This window comes from Polynucleobacter sp. Latsch14-2, assembly GCF_018881925.1.
In the GTDB taxonomy this organism is placed as follows: Bacteria; Pseudomonadota; Gammaproteobacteria; order Burkholderiales; family Burkholderiaceae; genus Polynucleobacter.
On the sequence record NZ_JACVPL010000001.1, the window covers coordinates 98,711 to 120,411 of the forward strand.

26 protein-coding genes are annotated in these 21,701 nt (G+C 46.4%); 13 read left to right on the forward strand and 13 right to left on the reverse strand.

Annotation, left to right across the window (positions count from 1 at the left end; translation table 11 throughout):
- Window positions 1-10: 10 nt before the first annotated feature.
- Genes ICN46_RS00555 through ICN46_RS00565 form a run of 3 tightly spaced genes read right to left on the reverse strand, consistent with a single transcriptional unit; the run spans window position 11 to window position 1,512 of the window.
- Entirely contained in the window at window positions 11-670 is a 660-nt protein-coding gene (locus ICN46_RS00555; RefSeq protein ID WP_216203974.1) for a glutathione S-transferase family protein, read from the reverse strand.
- A gap of 33 nt (window positions 671-703) precedes the next feature.
- A complete protein-coding gene (locus ICN46_RS00560; protein WP_216203445.1) occupies window positions 704-1,204 on the reverse strand; it encodes a flavin reductase family protein in 501 nt (166 codons plus the stop codon).
- 11 nt (window positions 1,205-1,215) lie between these two features.
- Window positions 1,216-1,512 carry a hypothetical protein gene (locus tag ICN46_RS00565; protein WP_216203447.1) on the reverse strand — a complete coding sequence of 99 codons (297 nt, stop codon included), beginning with the start codon at window positions 1,510-1,512 and terminating at the stop codon, window positions 1,216-1,218.
- Window positions 1,513-1,599: 87 nt separating this feature from the next.
- Between ICN46_RS00565 and acuI the strand changes: the two genes are divergently transcribed.
- The gene (gene acuI / locus ICN46_RS00570; protein ID WP_216203449.1) at window positions 1,600-2,583 is read left to right on the forward strand and encodes an acrylyl-CoA reductase (NADPH); all 984 of its coding nucleotides are present in this window, start codon (window positions 1,600-1,602) and stop codon (window positions 2,581-2,583) included.
- Window positions 2,584-2,607: 24 nt separating this feature from the next.
- Here acuI and ICN46_RS00575 read toward each other — a convergent pair whose 3' ends face one another.
- Window positions 2,608-2,784 carry a DUF1289 domain-containing protein gene (locus ICN46_RS00575; protein ID WP_216203451.1) on the reverse strand — a complete coding sequence of 59 codons (177 nt, stop codon included), beginning with the start codon at window positions 2,782-2,784 and terminating at the stop codon, window positions 2,608-2,610.
- A gap of 34 nt (window positions 2,785-2,818) precedes the next feature.
- On the opposite strand from ICN46_RS00575, the gene ICN46_RS00580 reads away from it, so the two are divergent.
- On the forward strand, window positions 2,819-3,904 hold the full coding sequence (locus ICN46_RS00580; RefSeq protein ID WP_216203453.1) for an MBL fold metallo-hydrolase: 1,086 nt from the start codon (window positions 2,819-2,821) through the stop codon (window positions 3,902-3,904).
- On the opposite strand, the gene ICN46_RS00585 is transcribed toward ICN46_RS00580, so the two are convergent.
- Complete coding sequence (locus ICN46_RS00585; RefSeq protein ID WP_216203455.1) at window positions 3,816-4,265, reverse strand: PhaM family polyhydroxyalkanoate granule multifunctional regulatory protein; 450 nt, start codon at window positions 4,263-4,265, stop codon at window positions 3,816-3,818. The two genes, ICN46_RS00580 and ICN46_RS00585, sit on opposite strands and share 89 nt — an antisense overlap.
- A 75-nt stretch (window positions 4,266-4,340) precedes the next feature.
- On the opposite strand from ICN46_RS00585, the gene ICN46_RS00590 reads away from it, so the two are divergent.
- Window positions 4,341-5,405 carry a homocysteine S-methyltransferase family protein gene (locus tag ICN46_RS00590; protein WP_216203456.1) on the forward strand — a complete coding sequence of 355 codons (1,065 nt, stop codon included), beginning with the start codon at window positions 4,341-4,343 and terminating at the stop codon, window positions 5,403-5,405.
- Window positions 5,402-8,167 (forward strand): methionine synthase, encoded by a 2,766-nt coding sequence (metH, locus tag ICN46_RS00595; RefSeq protein WP_216203458.1) that lies wholly within the window; start codon window positions 5,402-5,404, stop codon window positions 8,165-8,167. Before ICN46_RS00590 ends, metH begins: the two co-directional genes overlap by 4 nt.
- Here the strand turns inward: metH and ICN46_RS00600 are convergent.
- Complete coding sequence (locus ICN46_RS00600; protein ID WP_216203460.1) at window positions 8,164-8,475, reverse strand: DUF1840 domain-containing protein; 312 nt, start codon at window positions 8,473-8,475, stop codon at window positions 8,164-8,166. The two genes, metH and ICN46_RS00600, sit on opposite strands and share 4 nt — an antisense overlap.
- Window positions 8,476-8,510: 35 nt before the next feature.
- On the opposite strand from ICN46_RS00600, the gene argS reads away from it, so the two are divergent.
- From argS to ICN46_RS00615, 3 genes are read left to right on the forward strand one after another with little or no spacing between them, the layout of a single operon-like run.
- Complete coding sequence (argS, locus tag ICN46_RS00605; protein ID WP_216203462.1) at window positions 8,511-10,256, forward strand: arginine--tRNA ligase; 1,746 nt, start codon at window positions 8,511-8,513, stop codon at window positions 10,254-10,256.
- Between the two features lie 39 nt (window positions 10,257-10,295).
- Window positions 10,296-10,889 carry an SPOR domain-containing protein gene (locus ICN46_RS00610; protein WP_255538674.1) on the forward strand — a complete coding sequence of 198 codons (594 nt, stop codon included), beginning with the start codon at window positions 10,296-10,298 and terminating at the stop codon, window positions 10,887-10,889.
- Window positions 10,886-11,530: a thiol:disulfide interchange protein DsbA/DsbL gene (locus ICN46_RS00615; RefSeq protein WP_216203465.1), complete on the forward strand. Its 645-nt coding sequence runs from the start codon at window positions 10,886-10,888 to the stop codon at window positions 11,528-11,530. Before ICN46_RS00610 ends, ICN46_RS00615 begins: the two co-directional genes overlap by 4 nt.
- Window positions 11,531-11,551: 21 nt before the next feature.
- Here the strand turns inward: ICN46_RS00615 and ICN46_RS00620 are convergent, their stop codons facing one another.
- Genes ICN46_RS00620 through ICN46_RS00640 form a run of 5 tightly spaced genes read right to left on the reverse strand, consistent with a single transcriptional unit; the run spans window position 11,552 to window position 16,324 of the window.
- Entirely contained in the window at window positions 11,552-12,328 is a 777-nt protein-coding gene (locus ICN46_RS00620; protein WP_216203467.1) for an SDR family NAD(P)-dependent oxidoreductase, read from the reverse strand.
- The gene (locus ICN46_RS00625; protein ID WP_216203469.1) at window positions 12,325-13,620 is read right to left on the reverse strand and encodes an SAM-dependent methyltransferase; all 1,296 of its coding nucleotides are present in this window, start codon (window positions 13,618-13,620) and stop codon (window positions 12,325-12,327) included. The genes ICN46_RS00620 and ICN46_RS00625 overlap by 4 nt, the downstream gene beginning before the upstream one ends.
- A complete protein-coding gene (locus ICN46_RS00630; protein ID WP_216203471.1) occupies window positions 13,617-14,402 on the reverse strand; it encodes a DUF1365 domain-containing protein in 786 nt (261 codons plus the stop codon). The genes ICN46_RS00625 and ICN46_RS00630 overlap by 4 nt, the downstream gene beginning before the upstream one ends.
- A complete protein-coding gene (locus ICN46_RS00635; RefSeq protein WP_216203474.1) occupies window positions 14,403-15,791 on the reverse strand; it encodes an NAD(P)/FAD-dependent oxidoreductase in 1,389 nt (462 codons plus the stop codon).
- On the reverse strand, window positions 15,791-16,324 hold the full coding sequence (locus ICN46_RS00640) for a glutathione peroxidase (RefSeq protein ID WP_255538694.1): 534 nt from the start codon (window positions 16,322-16,324) through the stop codon (window positions 15,791-15,793). Before ICN46_RS00640 ends, ICN46_RS00635 begins: the two co-directional genes overlap by 1 nt.
- A gap of 127 nt (window positions 16,325-16,451) precedes the next feature.
- On the opposite strand from ICN46_RS00640, the gene rfaE2 reads away from it, so the two are divergent.
- A complete protein-coding gene (gene rfaE2, locus ICN46_RS00645) occupies window positions 16,452-16,940 on the forward strand; it encodes a D-glycero-beta-D-manno-heptose 1-phosphate adenylyltransferase (protein ID WP_216203478.1) in 489 nt (162 codons plus the stop codon).
- A 24-nt stretch (window positions 16,941-16,964) separates the two neighbouring features.
- Here rfaE2 and ICN46_RS00650 read toward each other — a convergent pair whose 3' ends face one another.
- Complete coding sequence (locus ICN46_RS00650; protein WP_216203480.1) at window positions 16,965-17,780, reverse strand: type III pantothenate kinase; 816 nt, start codon at window positions 17,778-17,780, stop codon at window positions 16,965-16,967.
- Window positions 17,777-18,577 (reverse strand): biotin--[acetyl-CoA-carboxylase] ligase, encoded by an 801-nt coding sequence (locus ICN46_RS00655; RefSeq protein ID WP_216203481.1) that lies wholly within the window; start codon window positions 18,575-18,577, stop codon window positions 17,777-17,779. Before ICN46_RS00655 ends, ICN46_RS00650 begins: the two co-directional genes overlap by 4 nt.
- A gap of 37 nt (window positions 18,578-18,614) precedes the next feature.
- Between ICN46_RS00655 and ICN46_RS00660 the strand changes: the two genes are divergently transcribed.
- Genes ICN46_RS00660 through lipB form a run of 5 tightly spaced genes read left to right on the forward strand, consistent with a single transcriptional unit; the run spans window position 18,615 to window position 21,698 of the window.
- Window positions 18,615-19,703 carry a VanZ family protein gene (locus tag ICN46_RS00660; protein ID WP_216203483.1) on the forward strand — a complete coding sequence of 363 codons (1,089 nt, stop codon included), beginning with the start codon at window positions 18,615-18,617 and terminating at the stop codon, window positions 19,701-19,703.
- A 19-nt stretch (window positions 19,704-19,722) separates the two neighbouring features.
- The gene (locus ICN46_RS00665; protein ID WP_216203485.1) at window positions 19,723-20,031 is read left to right on the forward strand and encodes a (2Fe-2S) ferredoxin domain-containing protein; all 309 of its coding nucleotides are present in this window, start codon (window positions 19,723-19,725) and stop codon (window positions 20,029-20,031) included.
- A 22-nt stretch (window positions 20,032-20,053) separates the two neighbouring features.
- A complete protein-coding gene (locus ICN46_RS00670; protein WP_216203487.1) occupies window positions 20,054-20,767 on the forward strand; it encodes an alpha/beta hydrolase in 714 nt (237 codons plus the stop codon).
- Window positions 20,768-20,776: 9 nt separating this feature from the next.
- Window positions 20,777-21,043, forward strand: coding sequence for a YbeD family protein (locus ICN46_RS00675; RefSeq protein ID WP_216203489.1), 267 nt, complete (start codon window positions 20,777-20,779; stop codon window positions 21,041-21,043).
- 10 nt (window positions 21,044-21,053) lie between these two features.
- Window positions 21,054-21,698, forward strand: coding sequence for a lipoyl(octanoyl) transferase LipB (lipB, locus tag ICN46_RS00680; RefSeq protein WP_216203491.1), 645 nt, complete (start codon window positions 21,054-21,056; stop codon window positions 21,696-21,698).
- Window positions 21,699-21,701 lie beyond the last annotated feature (3 nt).

A 21,701-nucleotide genomic window follows, 5' to 3' on the forward strand; every position in this document is an offset into this window, starting at 1 on the left:
TAGCCCCAAACTATTTAATAATATTTAGTTTTTTTTCTGCGACCGCGCTATATTTGGTTTCGGATTCTAGGCGTTTTAACCAGGCATCGATATTTTTGAGGTCAGCACGTGGACCAGTTTTTTCAGGGAATGCTTCGTGTAGGAGAATCCAGCGTCCAACGCATAGTGCTAATGCAATATCGCCAATATGAAATTGATTCCCAGAGCAGTATTTGTGAGTGGCTAGGGTTTGATCTAATAGGCTCAGTAATTGATTGGCCTCTTGATAGGCTTTATGAATTGCATCATATTTACGTTCAGCTTCGGGTACGCGAGTCAATCCCAAGAAAGGGGTTCGTAGTACAGGCCACATTGTGCCCAGTTGCCAATCAAGCCATTTTTCAGAGCCATACTGACTAGCAATATCAGCTGGAAAACGTTGTCGTTTATCGTGCTGCCGTGCCAAGTAGCGCATGATGGTATTGGATTCCCAGAGGGTAATGCCGTCATCCTCTAAGGTTGGTACCAGGCCATTCGGATTGAGCGTCAAAAACTCAGGAGTGCGATTAAGACCGAATTGAAGACCGGCATCAATGCGCTCATAGTCCTTGCCTTCCTCGAGCCCTAACTCGTCAAGACACCACAGTACTTTTTGTACATTGATTGAGCTTTTTCTACCCCATAAACGCATCACAGTATTTCCTTCTTTGTTATCTGAGAAAAATTAAACCGCTTGAAGTTCAGTTAAATCTAGCCCGAGAAACTTGCTGCGTGCAAAAATAAGTGGCTTGCGTTCGGGGTAATTTTTTAAGTTTAAAACTTTAGCTACGATGATGTTGTGATCCCCGCCAGTGTGCACAGAGACGGTTTCGCATTCGTAGTAGGCAACACAGTCATTAATCTGCTCAAGCCCGCTGCCAATGGTTTGGTGCGAGATGTTGTCAAATTGCTTTTCTTTTACCTTGGCAAAGTGCATTGCCAAGTCTTCTTGAGAGCGTTCTAGTACGTGAATCAGTTGTCTGTGCCCTATTTCAAAATAGGGCATCAGACGAGAGTGTTTATTCAGGCTCCAAAGAATGAGCGGTGGCTCTAGTGAAACAGTATTAAATGAGCTGATCGTAATGCCATGGGGATGGCCATCAGGATCTAAGCAAGTAATGACTGTGACCCCTGTGGCAAAAGAAGCAAATCCATGGCGGAGTTCTTGCGAGGTAAATGGGGTCATCAGTGGGTGACTTATTTGTCGTCAGTCTTTTTCTCAGGCTCAATACTTGTACCTGGGATCGGAATTAATACTTCATTCTCTTGAGCTTTTACGCATTTGAAGCGATATTCGCTACCTGCTTTTGAGAGAAAGCTGGCCCCTTCATAGAAGTCACCCTTGCAAGCCTTGGTCGCAAAGTCCATGACTGTTTGAGGATTGGCGCTGGAGTTAATGAGGCGCATATTGCCCATAGACATGTTGATCTGGGTTGAATAGCAACCAGAGAGCAGTGAGCCAGAAAATGCCGTTAATAGTAGAATTTTTTTCATGGAAACCTCCATAATCAATAATGCTCGTTAGGATAAACCCTTTAGGGAATTGTTGTGGAGAATTGCTCTGCTTAAAAAGGAAGATATATGTTTAAAGCCATTTTGGTAAATAAGGATGATCAGGGTTATCGGGCTCAGTTGACCCAGGTTGATGAGGCCAGCCTTCCAGAAGGCGAAGTGAAGGTTAAAGTTCTCTATTCCACCCTAAATTACAAGGACGGCTTAGCTATTACAGGCAAGGGCCCTGTAGTACGGAGCTTCCCAATGGTTCCTGGAATTGATTTTGCCGGCGAGGTTGTTGAAAGCGCGAGCCCTGATTTTAAGGCTGGGGATATGGTGCTGCTAAATGGTTGGGGTGTTGGAGAGGGGCATTGGGGTGGCTTGGCCCAGATGGCTCGTGTTAAGGCGGATTGGCTGATTCCGTTGCCCAAGGGCTTTACAGCCAAGCAGGCCCTAGCAATAGGCACGGCTGGGTATACCGCTATGCTTTGCGTAATGGCTTTGCAGCGGCATGGTTTAAAGCCAAGTGATGGCGAAGTCTTGGTTACCGGGGCTGCCGGAGGGGTTGGCAGTTTTGCAATTACCCTTTTAAATAAGCTTGGCTTTAAGGTGGTGGCCAGTACAGGGCGCATGGCTGAGGCGGACTATTTAAAGAAATTGGGCGCGGCGGAGGTAATTGAGCGCGCTGGATTATCGGCACCAGGCAAACCCCTGGCTAAAGAACGCTGGGCGGCAGTGGTCGACAGTGTTGGTAGTCATACCCTGGCGAATGCGTGTGCCCAAACAAAAAGTGATGGTGCCGTAGCAGCATGCGGTCTTGCACAAGGCATGGATTTTCCATCGACTGTCGCCCCCTTTATTTTGCGTGGCGTAACTTTGTATGGGGTAAATAGCGTGACCGTGCCCCGTGCAAAGCGGATTGCTGCCTATGAACAGCTGAGTAAATTAATTGATGTTAAAACTCTAGATGAAATCTCTCATGAGATTAGCTTGGAAGAGTCGATTAAGTACGCGGCTGAACTAATGGCTGGCAACGTACGCGGACGTCTTGTCGTCGATGTGAATAAGTAAGCCTTTGTGACAAGGGGGTGCGTCTCATCGGGCTTGTTTCGGTTTGCGTGCGGCAAGTTGCTCGCGAATCTTAAGTTTTTCGGGATCTGAGAGTTCTGACCAATCTGCGATTTCAGCTAAGGTGCGGTAACAGCCGCGGCAATAGCCGTTCTCTGGGTTGATGTCACACCAATTAACGCAGGGCGATGGAATTGTTGTCAAAGCAAACCTAGAAATAGAAAAATAAATATCCAGTATGAATACAAAAAATCAAATAAGTAGTAATGATGCCATTCATTATCCATTCGGGGAGGCGCTGCCAGATAGCGGTAGCACCCTTGAGGTTGCTCCGGGAGTGTATTGGCTCAGAATGCGACTGCCCTTTGCTTTAGATCATATTAATTTATGGCTTTTACGAGATGAGCTTGATGGGGTTCAGGGTTGGACGATTGTGGATTGCGGCATCTCCAGTGATGAAACGCGCGCATCGTGGGAGCAGATATTTGCCACACAGCTTCAAGGGCTCCCAGTATTACGAGTGCTTGTGACTCATATGCATCCTGATCATGTGGGCCTTTCTAAATGGCTATGCGAGCGCTGGAAAGTGCCTTTATGGATTTCTATGACGGACTATTTAACAGCCCAGTGGCTAAGTCATAAAGAGGGTGGCGCAGCAGTAGGTGTGCTGGTTGGCGGTGGCGGTTCAGCAGATCATTTTCAAAAACATGGTTTGAGTACACCTGAGGATTTAGAAAAAATTCGGGGGCGCGCCAATTACTACAGCGATATGGTTCCCGGAGTGCCGCGTCAATATCGTCGCATTATTGACGGTGAGATTATTTTGATTGGCGGTCATGCTTGGCAAGTCATCATGGGTTATGGCCATGCGCCAGAGCATGCTTCATTATTTTGTAAGGCCCTCGGAGTATTAATTTCTGGGGATATGTTGTTGCCCCGCATCTCAACAAATGTCAGCGTCTACGATGCTGACCCAGATGCAGACCCACTGGGCTTGTACTTAAGTTCTTTGGATAGATACTTGCCACTACCGGATGAGACCCTAGTACTACCATCTCATGGCAAGCCGTTCACTGGCATGAAGCCGCGGATTGGACAACTCAAGACGCACCACGATGAGCGTTTGGCGGACACTCTTGGCGCCTGTCAAAAACCGGCACACGCTAGAGAGATTGTGCCGGTTTTGTTTAAGCGCGAATTAGATATTCACCAGATGACTTTTGCAATGGGCGAGGCTATTGCTCATCTGAATTACCTACTTCGTCGAGGTAAGTTGAGTCGCCAGCTTTGCGACGACGGCGTGTTGCGGTTTTCCGTGGTTTAGGGTTGCTCTTGGTGCTGGCAGCCTCGCTTGAACTGGTAGCTGCCGCCCCTGCTGCTGAAACGGCATCACCAAACGATTTAAGCGCCATCATGGTGGCATGCTGTACTTCAAGCCCCTGAATAGTCGATTTCAGAATATTAAGATTCAGGTTCAGCCAGTTTTCTACACTCTTGAGGTCTTTAATGCGCTTTTCAAGCTCGTCCACATCCAGACCTGGGAAAGCGGCGCCAAAGCCACCGGCAGCCTTAGCACTATCAGCGGTGAAGGGGAATTGACCTGGTATTTGGCCGGTGGCGCTTTGACCCCACATTGTTTTAAGCATTTCAAGGCTTTGATTGAATTCTGGCATTGCTCCGAACATATATACCCCAGGTTAGATAAAAAGGTGGCTTTACCAATAGAATAAGGGATTCTAGAGATTAATCCCGGTTAAGTAATGCAATCTAATGGTATATCCCAGCCCTATACGCGTGGTCAAGGCCTCCCCGAGCTTTTAAAGCAGCGCATTCTGATTTTGGATGGCGCTATGGGCACAATGATCCAGCAGCACAAGCTGTCTGAGGCAGACTATCGTGGTCTGCCAGGCATTACTCGTTTTGCTGATCATGCGAGTGATGTCAAAGGCAACAATGAATTACTTGTACTGACTCAGCCTAAGATCATCAGCAAGATTCATGAGCAGTATTTGGATGCCGGCGCAGACATTATTGAGACAAATACTTTTGGCGCCACTTCTGTTGCCCAGGAGGATTACAAAATGGCGAGTTTGGCGCGTGAGATGAATGTCATCTCGGCGCAGCTAGCGCGTGCAGCCTGTGTTAAATACAGCACTCCTGACAAGCCTCGGTTTGCAGCCGGCGCTATTGGACCAACGCCGAAGACTGCAAGCATCTCTCCCGATGTAAATGATCCAGGTGCACGTAATGTTACCTTCGATGTCTTGCGGGCTTCTTACCGCGAGCAGATTGAAGGGCTCTTCGAGGGCGGCGTTGATTTATTTCTTGTAGAGACTATTTTTGATACTTTAAATGCTAAAGCAGCGCTGTTTGCGTTAGATGAATTTTTTGAGGAGACGGGTGAGCGCTTGCCAGTAATGATTTCAGGCACGGTAACAGATGCTTCCGGACGGATTCTTTCAGGGCAAACTGTTGAGGCATTTTGGAATAGTTTGCGCCATATTAAACCGCTTACGTTTGGCTTAAATTGCGCATTAGGTGCTGCCCTGATGCGTCCATATATTGCTGAGCTTTCTCGTATCTGCGATGCTGCTGTTTCTTGTTATCCAAACGCTGGCTTGCCAAACCCGATGAGCGATACTGGTTTTGACGAGACCCCTGAAATTACTTCAAGCTTAGTTGATGGTTTTGCAAAAGACGGCTTAGTGAATTTGGTTGGCGGTTGTTGTGGCACCACTCCAGACCATATTCGTGCGATAGCGAATGTAGTTGCCAAGCGTAAGCCACGAGCTTTCTACCGCGAAGGTACGGAGGTTGCGGTATGAGTAATTCGGAAAATAGAAAAGTTGAGAAGCAGCGTATGCCTGCCATGAAACTATCAGGCTTGGAGCCCTTTAATGTAACCGCTGATGTTGGCTTTGTGAACATTGGCGAACGCACTAATGTGACAGGCTCAAAAGCATTTTCGCGCATGATTTTGAATAATCAGTTTGACGAAGCGCTCGTGGTCGCAAGACAGCAAGTTGAGAATGGTGCTCAAGTCATCGATATCAACATGGATGAAGCCATGTTGGACTCCGAAGCTGCGATGATACGTTTCTTAAATCTGATTGCCTCAGAGCCAGATATTGCACGCGTGCCCATCATGATTGACTCCTCTAAGTGGAGCGTGATCGAGGCCGGTTTAAAATGCATCCAAGGCAAGCCGATTGTGAACTCTATTTCATTAAAAGAGGGTGAGGACTCATTTAGAAAGCAGGCGCGTTTAATTCGTCGCTATGGTGCAGCTAGCGTTGTCATGGCCTTTGATGAAGTTGGTCAGGCCGATACTTTCAAGCGTAAGACGGAAATTTGTCAGCGTTGTTATGAAATTCTAGTAAATGAAATCGGCTTTCCGGCTGAAGATATTATCTTTGATCCAAATATCTTTGCAATTGCCACTGGCATTGAAGAGCACGACAACTATGCGGTAGATTTTATTAATGCCACACGCTGGATTAAAGAGAATCTGCCTGGTGCAAAAGTAAGTGGCGGCGTATCGAACGTCAGTTTCTCATTCCGAGGTAATGACCGCGTTCGCGAAGCAATTCATACGGTCTTCTTGTATCACGCGGTGCAGGCTGGCATGGATATGGGTATTGTGAATGCCGGACAGTTGGGCGTTTATGCTGACTTAGATCCAGAGTTACGCGAACGGGTTGAGGACGTTGTACTGAATCGTTTCAAGGAAAAAGAGGGCAAAACCCCTACTGAGCGCTTACTAGATATTGCCGATCAATTTAAGGGTGGTGGCGCTAAGCAAGTTGAGAACTTAGTGTGGCGTGATGCCCCAGTTCGCGAACGTTTAACTCACGCACTGGTTCATGGTATTACCGCTTTCATTGAAGAAGATACAGAAGAGTTACGCGCCCAAATTATGGGTTCAGGCGGCAGACCAATCGAAGTGATCGAAGGCCCGCTCATGGACGGCATGAATGTGGTTGGTGATTTGTTTGGTGCTGGCAAAATGTTTTTGCCTCAAGTGGTTAAGAGTGCGCGCGTAATGAAGCAAGCAGTGGCATTGTTGATTCCTTACATTGAGGAAGAGAAACGTCAGCATGTAGCAGCTGGTGGCGAAGCAAAGGCTAAGGGTAAGATCGTGATGGCTACAGTGAAGGGCGATGTTCACGATATTGGTAAAAATATTGTGACTGTAGTGTTGCAATGTAATAACTTTGAAGTCGTAAATATGGGCGTTATGGTGCCATGCGCCCAGATCTTGCAAAAGGCCAAAGACGAGAATGCCGATATTGTTGGATTGTCTGGCTTGATTACACCTTCTCTTGAAGAGATGACCTATGTTGCTCAAGAGATGCAACGAGATGATTATTTCCGTGAGCGTCAGATACCATTAATGATCGGAGGTGCAACGACTTCACGCGTTCACACAGCCGTTAAGATTGCGCCCCACTATGATGGGCCAGTTGTTTATGTCCCAGATGCGTCTCGTTCAGTATCGGTGGCATCGAGTCTATTGTCAGATGAGAGTGCCAAGAAATTTATTCAAGATTTGCGCGATGACTATGTGCGGATTCGTGAACAGCATGCTAACAAAAAAGCAGCGCCAACGATTTCATTAGCGGCAGCGCGCAAGAATCGTGAGCTGATTGACTGGGCTGCTTATTTACCTGAAAAGCCTAAGTTCATTGGTCGCCGCGTCTTTAAGAACTTTGCATTAAGTGATATCGCTCAATATATTGATTGGACGCCCTTCTTTCAAACTTGGGATCTGGCCGGAAAGTTCCCGGCAATTTTGGATGATGAAGTGGTTGGCGTTGAAGCGCGCAAGGTGTTTGAGGATGCCCAAAGCCTACTGGATAAGTTGATTAAAGGTCAATGGCTTCAAGCTGATGCAGTGGTTGCCTTTTATCCAGCCAATGCGGTTGGCGATGATATCGTGCTCTATAGCGACGAAGCGCGCCAACATCCATTGTTTGTTTGGCACAACTTGCGTCAACAGTCAGAGCGCCCAGTGGTAGATGGTGCGCGCAGACCCAATCGTTGTCTGGCAGATTATGTGGCGCCAAAAGATTCTGGTGTGGCCGATTATTTGGGTTGTTTTGCGCTAACGACGGGACATGGCGTTGAGAAAAAAGTTGCTGAGTTCCAGGCTAAACATGATGATTACAGTGCGATTATGTTGAAGGCCTTGGCAGATCGTTTGGCTGAAGCGTTTGCAGAGCTGATGCATCATCGTGTTAGAACAGATCTTTGGGCTTACGCTACCGATGAGATTTTGACTAATGATCAAATGATTAATGAGGAATATCGGGGCATTCGTCCTGCGCCTGGTTATCCAGCCTGTCCTGCTCATGAGGTTAAGGACGATTTGCTACGGGTGTTGGGTTCTGAGGATATTGGGATGACCCTGACAGAATCTATGGCAATGAATCCTGCCTCAAGCGTGAGCGGCTTCTATTTAGCCCATCCTGATGCACGTTACTTTAATGTGGGTAAGGTATCTGCAGATCAGGTCGAGGATTTGGCACTACGTCGTGGCGCGTCTGTGGAAGATATTCGTCGGCAGCTATCCAGCTCCCTAGATTAAACACCCCACATTACAGGCTCATCCTTGTTTTGAGCCTGTTTCATGAGTTCTAAGAAAGGGTAAGCGCGCTGACCAAGCCTGTCAGCGAGTTTGGGCGACTGAGAGCCATCCCCGTCACTGCTTTTTGAGCGCTCCTCTAGGTCTTTCAAGATGGCAGTTTCAAGGGATGTGATGAGGGCAGGGAGCTGCTCTGCTGTCAAAATTCCCCGAGGCTCCAGAGTTCGCCCCAAAATATCAAATATTCGCTGGGTTAAATCAGCCAGCATGATGACATCTGGGCCTGCTTTTGAACGAAATTGATAGATCATTTGTATAGCTTACCACCTGATAAACTCACTGTTCTATGTTGTTAACCAATAAAAACCGATTAATTGAGATGCTGAGCGGAGCCTTGCAGGTTTTGGCTCAAGAGCGCGGATTAGATGAGTCTCCGCCGCCTCGCTTAGAGCGCCCTAAGGCCGTTGACCATGGCGATGTTGCCTGCAATATTGCGTTGCAGCTCGCAAAGGCCTGGAAACTAAATCCTCGAGAGTTAGCCCAAGCTCTTGTGGACGGCTTGCAAAAGCAGTCTGGATTTAATGAGCTCATTGCTTCCTGCGAAATCGCAGGTCCTGGGTTTATTAATTTCCGCTTAAGTAACGCAGCTAAAACCACCGTAGTTCAGGAGATACTGACTGTCGGAGCTAAATTTGGACAGATTGCTTCTGGAGCTAACTCAAAAGCAAGTGCCATGATTGAGTTTGTCTCCGCAAATCCAACTGGGCCTCTCCATGTGGGTCATGGACGTCAAGCTGCGCTTGGTGATGCCTTGGCAAATTTACTTGCAACACAAGGCATCAATGTGCATCGTGAGTTTTATTACAACGATGCTGGTGTGCAGATTGCCAACTTAGCGCTGTCTGTGGAGGCGCGCTTAAATGGTTTGAAGCCAGGTGACACAGCATGGCCTGAGCAAGCATATAACGGTGAATATATTGCAGAAATTGCTGCTGCGTATAAGGCCTCTCCGGCTTATCGTGCGGACTTATCTTCTTTAGAAAAGATCGAAGCAATTCGTCAGTTTGCAGTTACTTACTTGCGTAACGAGCAAGACATCGATTTGAAAACCTTCGGCGTTCAATTTGACTGTTACTACTTAGAATCTTCTTTGTACTCCGATGGAAGTGTTGCGCAAATTATTCAAGATTTACAAAGCATTGGAAAAACATATGAGGCAGATGGCGCCTTATGGCTGAGATCAACCGATGACGGTGATGATAAGGATCGCGTCATGAGAAAATCCGATGGTAGCTATACCTATTTTGTACCAGATGTGGCCTATCACGCTAGTAAGTGGCAGCGTGGATTTTCGAAGGTAATTAATGTGCAAGGAAGTGATCATCATGGCACGATTGCCCGCGTTCGCTCAGGCTTGCAGGGCGTTGCACTGAAGCGTGGCTGGGATATTCCAAAGACATATCCAGATTATGTGTTGCATAAGATGGTCACTGTGATGCGCAATGGGGAAGAGGTCAAAATTTCTAAGCGTGCTGGTTCTTATGTCACGGTGCGAGATTTGGTGGAGTGGTCCGGTGGCGTTACCCTGGAGATGACAGCAGCAGAACGAGAGTTGGCATTGCAGCGGGGTCGTGATGCGGTACGCTTTTTCTTAATCTCTCGCAAGGCGGACACTGAGTTTGTATTCGATATTGATTTAGCCTTGCAGCAAAATGACGAGAACCCAGTGTTCTATGTTCAATATGCGTATGCACGCATTTGTTCCATTTTGCAGCAATGGGGTGGACAAGTTTCTGATTTAAAGTCCGCCGATCTGTCACTCTTGCAGAGTAAGGCGGCCGATCATTTATTAAGACGTCTGGCAGAGTATCCCGAAGTGTTAACCGATGCAGCAGCTGATTTAGCACCCCATGCATTGGCATTCTATTTGCGGTCTTTGGCGGGAGATTTCCATACCTTCTACAACGCAGATCGTGTTTTGGTAGATGATGAGGCTTTAAAGCTAGCTCGGCTAGCGCTTTTGTCAGCAACCCGACAGGTGCTTGAAAATGGTCTAAAAGTATTGGGAGTATCAGCGCCAACCAAGATGTAAAGTATCGGCCACCAAGTAAGAATGTAAGATGAGGAAATGATGAAAAAACCGAATCAACAAATGGATAGCATTAAGCAAAATACCGAGTACGGCGGAACGATTCTGGGTTTTATTCTTGGCCTTGGTGTCGGCTTAGGGGTGGCGTTGGTCATTGCCTTTTATCTTTCCAAAAATACACCCCAAGAGCGGCCTGGTTTACGAGCGCCAAACTTGCCTTTAACCATTAAGCCTGCAGCTACTCCCGCTGAGGGAGAATCTGCGGCGCCAGTAGAGCAGCCTGATCTCAATAGACCTCTGCAGGGAAAAACTCCCGCAGTCCCAGCCCCAGACCCAATTGCTGATGTGGCTAATGGCAAAAAACCTGCCGAGCCAGCTACGCCTACCGTTAAATCAGAAGCTATTTATTTCTTGCAAGTGGGCGCCTTTCCAAAGCGCCCTGACGCGGATGCCCAAAAAGCTAATTTAGCGATGCAGGGAATTCAGTCTCAGCTCAGTGAAGCGACAGTCGACGGCAACGCTATTTGGCGTGTTCGGGTCGGCCCTTTCAATAGCGTCGAAGAAAGTAATCCAGTGCGCGATAAATTAAGTAGCATGGGAAGCAAACCAACCCTTATTAAATCCAGCAAATCATGATCTCAATACAAAAACGACTCTTTACTTTATTTGCCTTTCTCTGTCTTAGCGGTGTCGCCGGGGCTCAAGTCGCTAAGATCGAGGAGGGATTCGATTATCGGATTTTGCCAATGGCCCAGCCCGTAGAAACCAAGGGCAAGGTAGAGGTCATTGAGTTCTTTTGGTATGGCTGCCCACATTGCTATGACTTTGAGCCGGAGCTAAGTGCTTGGGTAAAGCGTCAACCCAAAGATGTAGTATTTCGCAGAGTGCCGGTTGCATTCCGTGATGACTTTTTGCCACACAGCCAATTGTTCTATGCGCTCGAGTCGCTGGGTAAGGGAGAGGCTCTGAATGAAAAGGTGATGTACGCCATGCATAAAGAGAATAAGCGTTTATTGACAGAGCAAGAGATTGCAGATTGGGCGGCATCTCAGGGCATTGATCGCAACACTTTTTTGGCAACCTATCGTTCATTTGCTGTCGTCTCTAAAGCGCGCGCAGCCAAGCAGTTGACCGAGGCATACCGTATTGATGGAGTGCCAACAGTGGTGATGCAGGGTCGTTATGTGACATCGCCATCCATTGCAGGCACAAAAGCCAAAGCGATTGCTGTAATGGACTATCTGGAGGATAAAATCCGCAAGGATAAGTACAAGTAACTAACTGCTGGCTTGTGCCACTTAAATTTTGACGAAACGGCGCACGATCCAAAAGTAAAGTGGATAAGGTAGGATTCTGAGTAGTTTTAAGAATCCTGAAAACCTTTTTGGGAAGTGAATATCAAATTCACCATCTTTGATGCCTTGCAATATCTCTTTAGCTGCCTGTTCAGGAGTCATTAGGGCTGGCATTTCAAAATCATTCTGCGCAGTAGCTTCAGTTGCGACAAAGCCCGGGGAAATCATATGGACGCTTACACCCTGAGGAAGTAGGTCGTAATATAGGGTTTCACAGAAGTTGATAATCCCAGCCTTGCTTGGTCCATAGGCTAGTGCTTTGGGAAGGCCACTGTAACCGGCTACGCTCCCCACAATGGCAATATGACCTTCATGTTTTTTTAGCATTGCAGGTAAGACTGCGGCGACCGCTCGCATAGGACCCAGTAGATTGGTGTTAATAGTCTTCTCAACGAGCGTCATATCAAGCTCGTTTGCTCGCATAGGTGCATACATGCCGGAAACAAATAGCAGTAGGTCTAGCTTACCCCAGCACTCCAAAATCTGTTGATGGGCTTGAGTGATTTGAGATGCATTGGTGACATCAACGGGCAGTGTTAATACTCGCTCTCCAGGTGCGTTATTAGCCAATTGTTTTAATTGCTCGGCGCGTCTACCAGAGATGGCAACTTTGGCCCCTGCGGCAAAAAGGGCTGTTGCGCAGGCTTGGCCGATACCACTGGATGCGCCGATGACCCAAACGCACTTTCCAGAAAAATGATGTATTCCTTTTTGCTTCATGCGCTTAGTGCATCGCTAGATGTTGTAGTGATTTGATGGCTGAGTGTAAATTGCACGACATCAATATTACGTTCAGAAAATCCTGCGGCACAATACATTAAATAGAAATTCCAGAGGCGAATAAAGGCTTCATCAAACCCCAGTTGTGAAATTTCATGAAGTTTTTGGTTGAAGCTGTCTCGCCATAGACAAAGTGTTCTTGAGTAATCATGACCAAAAGCAAACTCCGTTTCAACATTAAGCCCAGCACGCTCTGCATAAGCCCTAAAGCTAGTCCGTGACGGCAACATCCCGCCAGGAAAAACATATTGTTGGATAAAGTCAGTGTTATGGCGATAGCGCTCAAATAACTCTTCAGCAATCACAATTGTCTGGATGCAGGCTTTGCCCCCACGTTTAAGGCGCGCGGCAATCGTTTGAAAGTATTCAGCCCAATGTTTTTCACCAACAGCTTCAAACATTTCGATTGAGGCAATACCATCAAATTGCTCTTTGCTGTCACGGTAGTCTTGTAGCCGCACTTCAAATGTATTTTTGTAGGAGGTTTCTTGCTGAACTTTCTCTAGGCGGTGTTGGGCAAAAGATTGTTGTTCGGTTGACAGAGTCAAGCCGGTTACTGTGCTGCCTGCGCGCAAGGCTTCTTCCATAAAGCCACCCCAACCACAGCCAATTTCTAAAAGATGATCACCGGGCTTGCTATGAATTGCTTGCAAGATACGGTTGATTTTGGCTCTTTGTGCGTCAGCAAGTGATTGCTGTGCGCCTTCGCAAAACCAGGCGCTTGAATAGCTCATGCTTGGATCTAGCCAAAGGGTGTAGAACGCATTACCTAAGTCATAGTGGGCGTGGATATTTTTACGGCTACCGGATTTGGAGTTATCCCTTAACCAATGCTTCAGGCGATAAATGAGGGAGCCATACCACTTGCCGTATATAGCTTTTTCTAAAATAGTTCTATTACGAATGGCTAGCTCGAGAATGGCTTTGAGGTCGGAAGTATTCCATTGACCGCGTATATAGCTTTCTGCAAAGCCAATATCACCATGAGAAAGTACTTGCTTAAATACTGACCAATCTAAAATATGAATTTCAGCGTGCAGGCTGTCTTGGTAATTGCCGAACTCTTTTAATTCCCCATTTGGTAGCGTCAGTCTTAAAAAGCCACTCTGTAATTTGGATAAGAGCTTAAGCAGAGTATCGGCACTTAGATTGCGATCTTTAGATTGGCCCTTATGTATCTGCGTGCGCGAGAAACTTAATCTAGAGAGTAGGGTTTGGCCTGGACGGTTCATCTGCTGACTTCAAATTCTGGTGGTTTTGGTTTCGGATGAAAGGGCACGCCTTTTGACCATAATTTCAAGGCTTGCCAGTGGATGCGAAATATCACGCCCAAGCTCATTAGTGGATAGCGTAGAAAAGCGAGATATAAAGTTGATTGAGCAAGTGCTTGGCTAAGTCCACTAATACTGGTATTAATGAGTGGTGTGCCATCTTCATGTAATTCAATGCGACAGACCGAATGGCGCTTAGAGGCGCTGTCTTGGGGAAACAAAAAGCGGAAATGGTATTCACCACGAACCTCGCAGAATGGTGAAACATGAAAAACTTTTTTACTGCTCAAGGTTTCTCCTGATATCAGAACTTCACCCGATTCCTTGTGAAGCAGGTAACAATGGCGCTCCCCAAAGGTGTTGTTGACCTCTGCCAATACTGCCTGTACTTGACCGTTTGCGCGTGTACATATCCAAAAGCTGACTGGGTTAAATACATAGCCCAAGACTCTTGGGAAGGTTTGTAACCAAATTTCACCATCAACATTAGGAATCTGATTTTCATGCAGAATATTTTCAATCCAGGCCAGACTATCTGCCTCGCCTACGCCATGATCTCGATCAAAAAAAGCAAATAATCGAGATGAGTTATCTCCTAAGCCATGTTGACTGAGTAAGTTGACCTGCTGCTTTCGGCTTCGCATTGGAATGGAGATGGTAAAAACACCATAACCAAAAGCATTCTTAGCCGGGCGCAAACGACGATGTTTTACTAGTCCAAAGTTGATCGTCGGCTGATTCATCTACTGGGTGTCTTGTAATGGATTAATTTTGATTCGGCCACGAATGTTTTCTATCAAATCGGCTGCTACAAGCTCGCCTGATCTGAGTCCATCTTCATGAAAGCCAAAACCAGTCCAGGCCCCGCAGTACCAAATGGAAGATAGGCCTTGTATCAGTGGCAATGCTTTTTGTGCCTGAATCGCTTGCATATCAAAGACAGGATGAGAGTAATGAATCTCAGCATGAACTAATTTAGGGTCTGGCTCAGTCGATGGATTTAGACTCACGATAATATGAGTATCCATTAATGCGCTGGGCAATGGCTGTAGGCGATTAATCAGATAGTTCACGCTAACATGTTGCTTTGATGTGGGCAATGTTCCAGATTTAGCGGTGTAATTCCACGCCGCCCAGCAGCGTTTATTTTCCGGCAGAAAGCGTTCATCGGTGTGCAGAATAGCGCGATTTTTTTGATATGGAATCGCTGCGAGGATATTCCGTGCTTCCTGATTTAGGCCATGAACTAATTCCAGGCTTTGATCACTGTGACAGGCCATGATGACTTCATCAAACCACCTTGAGCCAGCGGGGGTAATCACCTCAACCTGAGCTTGTTCATCGGTGCTAGCGTTTACACGCAGTACTGCTTCACGTACAAATTTGACATGCCGCTTAGTGAGAGTGGAGACTAGCCGCTGCACGTATTCACGCGAGCCACCCTGTACGGTTAACCACTGAGGTCTATTTTGGATTTGTAAAAGGCCATGATTGTGACAAAAGCGCACCATAGTTTGAATTGGAAACTCCAGCATTTGCTCAATAGAGCATGACCAGATGGCGCCAATCATTGGCAGGAAATAGTTTTCTCTAAAGCTTTGGCTAAAGCGATTACGATCCAGAAAATCAGCGATGCACTCATCTGGCTCTGAGAATTCATGACCAGATGCCATTTGTTTTTGAGCTAGATTGGTCGCTAGGCGATTAAAACGGAGGATGTCAAATACCATCCGCCAGAAAGATGGCGACAATAAATTTGATCTCTGCCCAAATAATGAGTTGATGTCATTCCCCGCCCACTCAATCTTTCGATGTTGTTTAGACTTTTTGTTGGAATCAATAGACACAGAAAAAGACATTTCTGATGGTGCAATTGGGGCTTGAATTTCTTCAAAAAGACGTAGTAGGCGAGGATAGGTTTTACGATTAAAAACCAAGAAGCCGGTATCGATGCCATGGGTGATTGTGCCTTCCGATGTATCTAGGCAGAAGTCTACAGTATTGCTGTGGCCGCCAATATGGTCGCCGCCCTCATAGATTGTGACCTCTAAGTTTGAATCGTGTCTTAAGGCATAGGCACAGCCTAATCCAGAAATACCCGCCCCAACAATGGCAATTTGCTTTTTACTCACTAGTTTTTTTCCGCTAAGAGTTTTTCGATTTCACTGGTGATGCTATTACTCGTTGGCTTTGTAATGCTGCCATAAGAATCGACAACGTTACCGCTGCGATCAATTAAGTATTTGTAGAAATTCCATTTTGGAGTTATGCCTGTTTTGGCTATCAACATTTTGAAGAAGGGATTAGCCTTGCTTCCAGTGACTGAGCTTTTGGCAAACATGGGGAATTTCACGTCATAAGTATTTGCGCAAAAGTCTGCAATTTCTTTGTTGCTACCAGGCTCTTGCTGGCCAAAATCGTTAGAGGGAAAGCCAAGGACAACTAGACCTTGGTCTTTGTATTTGGCATAAATTTTTTCGAGACCCTCATACTGACCAGTAAATCCACAAAAACTAGCCGTATTTACGACCAAAATTACTTTCCCTTGGTACTGACAAAGGTTTTGTGGGACCTCGTCCTGAAGACGAGCAAAGGTGTGAGAAAGCAGGGGGCTGCAAGTAGTAGGCGCGGCTTGAACCAACCCAATAGTGGGTATACACAACATTAAGGCAAAAATCCAAGAAGCTAGCAGTCGACCCATATGGCACCTTCAGATAGGGTGGTTAGCCTTTAAGTCTAAGTCATTCTGGCTAATATTGTTGGGCATCACCTAATGCCATTAATATTGAGCTATGAGCCCTTTACCGCTACCTTCTTTTGAGTCCAAAGTGTGTGCCCCCGTCAACTTGCAAGACGCTATTGCCAAGTTGCCAAGGCCTTTGGTGTTTACCAATGGTGTGTTCGATATTCTTCATCGAGGGCATGCCAGTTATTTGGCGCAAGCACGCGAGTTGGGTGCAAGTTTGGTGGTGGGCGTCAACTCAGATGCCTCTGTGAGGATGCTTGGCAAGGGTGATGACAGGCCTATTAATTCAGAGGCTGATCGTCAGGCTCTCTTGGCTGCTTTGGCTAGTGTAGATATGGTGGTGCTTTTCACTGAGCAGACTCCAGTCCAGCTCATTGAGCAGATTCATCCGGACATTTACGTCAAGGGCGGTGACTATGAAATTGATGCTCTAGAAGAAACGCGCGTAGTTAAGACTTGGGGCGGAAAAGCGGTTGCCATTCCTTTTGTTTATGAGCGCTCTACGACAACTTTGCTAGGAAAAATTCGCTCCTAGTGAAAGTGGATTTCATGGTTGGTATTAGTTTTGCTTTTTGATAAGCCAGGCCCAAATACCGCGTAGCACCAAGCCCTCGAGCGGCTCAATTGGTGGTAGGTTCAGATTAGAGAGTTTGCCAATCTCAGCAGTTATAGTTTTAGCATTACCACCATCAAGCCAAATTCTTTCTATCGGATGATGCATTTCTCTAGCTAATTGTGTCGCATAAATAATTGCGCCAATCTGTGCTGCGTCGCAGCCACTGATAATTGCGCTGTTCGTCGATATCCCAAAGCCAGAGTGGTCTGCCGATCGAATTGCTAGAGGAAGTTGCGCAGTATTACTCTGTAAACTTTCTTGCATCAGACTTAGTCCTGGCAGAATCCAGCCACCATAGTGGACGCCATTTGCCCCAAGTAGATCAATGGTTGTAGCGGTGCCAGCATTAATGATTAAAGCATTAGTATTGGATAAAATGCGTGCGCCAATTAAGGCTGCCCAGCGATCTGCCCCGAGCTTGACTGAGTCTTCATACAGCGTCCGCATGCCATCGTAGTGACTATCGCCTTTTAGCTGCTGCCATTCAATATCGCTCCATTGTGGAAACAGTGATTTGAGGTTTTCAATTGCAGCCTCGCCAGCAACGCAGCTAAATCCAATCGCATCTGGTTTAGGCATTGTCTTGGCAATGTAATCAGCAAGCTCTGCGCGGTGCTCTGGTGAATGCAAAGACTTACTGCTGATTGATCCGGAATAAGTCCACAATTTTTTATTTCGATCTGAGGGATTTTGAGTAGATTCGACAGCAGCCCATTTCAGCCTTGTGTTCCCAACATCAAACAATAAATATAGACTCATGATTTAGCTCGCAATGAAACATCGCCCGCATGAATAGCAACGGTTTTATTATCCTGCTGTAGTAGCAACGCACCCTTTGTATCTACCCCGTTTGCGATTCCAAAAATAGGCTCTTTACCTACTCCTGAAATGCACACTTCAGTTTTCTCAAATGCATCCCATTCCATCCATTGGTGTTGATACAAACCAAATCCTTTTTGATCAAAGTCTGGCAAATATTGCTCAAAAGACTCAATCAGTTTAAGCCAGAGAAATTCAGCGTCTGGAAGCCCTTTGGGGTTTGGTAGCAATTCATCCAGAGCAGCAACAGGAAATGCAGCCGTATTTTCTAGGTGCTTTTGAATAGCCGCAGCATTTCTGAGATTAATACCCACGCCAATAATCATCCAGGTAGGATCGCCAGGTTTTGTTTGGCCGCCCTCAATGAGGATTCCTCCTAATTTGGCGTTATTGAATAAAAGATCGTTGGGCCACTTGAGCCGTAAACCTTGCCCATGTAGGGTTGCTTTTTTAATATCGAGCGCATTAGCAATTCCATGAAGGACGGCTAAGCCCACCACTAGGCTCAGCCCAGAAAGCTCTGTGGCGGTCCTGCGGAATGGGTAGGCCAAGGAGAAGCAAAGAGAGTCTCCGGGGTTGGCAAGCCATATTCTGCCGGCCCTACCTTTGCCGGTAGTTTGCCGGTTCGCAATGCGAGCAATGGGATCGATTAATTCGCCTGCACGCCAGCGGGCCAAAAGATCGTCATTGGTCGAATTAGTCTCAGCTACGCGTTCAAGGATGCAATTCTGGCTCATTTAGCCATTGTAGAAAGGTCTGACCTAGAATTGTGGAATGCACCAAGAAGATCATCGCCCCCGTAAGTTCATTTGGCCCCTACAGGCTATGCCTTTAGCTAGGGTTTCGAGTCTTGGCTATGCCCTATTAATTATTTATGTCAGCTTAAACCCCTTCGATTTCGACTTTACAAATGGCATTAGGGCTTGGGCTTGGTTGAGCGCCCCCTTGCCCCGTTTTATTACTTTATTTGACGTTTCTGTGAATATATTGGCCTATATTCCCCTAGGATTTTTGTTGGTTTTCGCCACTTACCCACGTTGGCGAAATTTTGTTGCACTAGGAATTGCACTCACATTTAGCGCTGCTTTGGCTTTCAGTGTGGAGACTTTGCAAACTTGGTTGCCAACCCGCATCCCAAGCCAAATGGATTGGTGGGCTAATGTATTGGGTGGTATTTTGGGCGGCCTACTTGCCATTCCTTTGGGCCCACAGTGGTTATCCGGTAGCGCTCTGCGCAAGCGTTTTGATGGTTGGTTTGGCTCGAATTGGCTTGCTTGCGCATTGTTTCTGCTGTTTCCTTGGTCTCAAATTTACCCACAAAGTTCATGGCTCGGCACAGGGGTTTGGGGCCATGCTATTTTTGGTTCTATTGATTGGGGTACAACGGTCATCAATCAAGTATTTCAAGAAACTATGATTACTGCGATCTGTTGGCTAGGCGTAGCCCTATTACTTTCTACTGGCATGCGCACCAAAGCGCCACAATGGCGGATATTAAATACGTTGCTATTTATGACCGTTTTAATCAAAACACTATTTACCTCACTCCAATTTGGCATTGAATTTAGTTTATTGTGGCTAACGGCTGGCGCAATTTGGGGTATGGCCATCGCTAGCGTGATTTTGCGTTGGGCTTTAAAACTCACGGCTAGCAAAAAATTTTGGATATCCATGCTGTGCTTGCTCATCGCTACCATTGCCATTAATTTTTTACCCGATAATCCTTACTTCATCTTAACTTTGAGGCATTGGTATCAGGGTAGGCTATTGCATTTTAATGAACTGATGCAGTGGGTTTCGGTGGCATGGTTGCCATTAGCCTTGGTTTGGGTAATTCGCAATAAGTTTGTCCCAAAACTTTAATATTAAGAGATCTATTTTTATGAGCTTTCAACACCACCTATTTTTTTGTTTAAACCAGCGTAAGAATGGTGAGGATTGCTGCGATCAACATAATGCTTTCGCTCTTTTTGAGTATGCAAAACATCGTGTAAAGGAGTTAGGTCTTGCCGGGTCTGGGAAAATTCGGGTAAATAAGGCGGGATGCCTGGACCGCTGTGCGGATGGACCTGTGATGGTGGTTTACCCAGCGGGGGTATGGTACACAATGGTAGATACTGAAGATGTCGAAGAAATTATTCAGTCCCACCTAATCCAAGGACATCTTGTTGAGCGTCTGCAGTTAGCTTAGTTGATTTCAGAAAGATAGTTACATGAATGGTCGTACAAAAGTAATTCATATCGCAGGGGTTGTTGGCCCAATCGAAGTGTCTATTGATTTTCCAGATGAATTAAAAAACGATCCACACTTTGCGGTGCGTGGACTTGCTTTGGTGGCTCATCCACATCCCTTGATGGGCGGCACAATGGATAACAAGGTTGCCCAAACCATGGCTAGAACTTTTAATCAACTAGGTTATGTGAGCGTTCGTCCCAATTTTCGCGGGGTTGGTGGGAGTGCTGGCGTGCATGATGATGGCGTTGGCGAGCTAGATGATTTGCTACATATTACCGACTGGATGCGCACCCCTTCAAGCTGGACAAGTTTTGAATTTACTCAAGCGCAATCTTGGTTGGGATCCTCGAATACTTTACCCCTGGTGGTTTCGGGATTTTCGTTTGGTAGTTTTGTTGGAAGTCATCTAGTTCAGAAACTCGCTGATTTAGGTCGACCTGCGGAGCGTTTGGTGATGATTGGTAGCGCTACAGGCAAGTGGGAATTGGCCCCTGTTCCTGCAGATACGATTTTGATACATGGCGAGCTTGATGAAACCATTACTTTGGGTGCGGTATTGGATTGGGCGCGCCCACAAGAGTTAACAGTGCAAGTAGTTCCTGGTGCTGATCATTTCTTTCATCGCAGATTGCATTGCATCCGCAACATCATTACGGGCGCTTGGTTAGGCATGCCCGATCATCGGAGTTAGGTAGAAAATATGACAGAAGAAAAATCCCTCATTGAGTACCCCTCTATTTTTCCTATCAAGGTAATGGGAAAAACTACGCCAGAGTATTTGCCGGCAGTCATACATATTGCCAAACAATTTGATCCAATTTTTGATGAGAGCAAGGTTGAGCAAAGACCATCCAAAGATGGAAATTATCTTGGCATTACTTTGCCGATTAATGCTACTAGTCGTGAGCAGTTAGATGAGTTGTATAGAACACTGTCGACACATCCGCTCGTTAGTATGGTTCTTTGATATTTAGCTAATGCCAATTTTAGTCAAGCATCTGGGATTAGTGGATTACCAATCCACCTATTTAGCTATGCAAGAATTTACTAAGCAGCGCACGAGTGATACTCTCGATGAAATTTGGGTGCTAGAACACCCCCCCGTTTTTACTTTGGGTTTGGCTGGCGATGCTGGAAATTTACATTCGCCTAGCAATCAAATTCCTTTGGTGCAGGTTGATCGTGGCGGTGAAATTACATATCACGGCCCCGGTCAGATTGTGGTCTATTTATTATTAGATCTAAAGCGCTTGGGTATCTTTGTGAAGGAGTTAGTTTCTCGTATAGAGCAGGCTCTCATCGACACCTTGGGTGACTTTGGTCTAAGGGCTGAAAGAAAAGTCGGGGCTCCTGGCATTTATGTTTCGCTTCAGGAGGGCATTCCAGCTGAATTCCTGGGCTCAAAGGTAGCTGCCCTCGGTTTAAAGGTCTCCAAAGGTTGCTCTTATCATGGCCTAGCCCTAAACGTCGCCACGGATCTAGAGGCCTTTGGCCGAATCCACCCTTGTGGATATGCGGGATTGAGGACTATCGATATGCAAACCCTTGGGATCAAGGACAATATGGACATTATTCGCCAAAAGCTCGTAGGGCATTTGCAAAGGCAATTAAGTTCATCATGACAA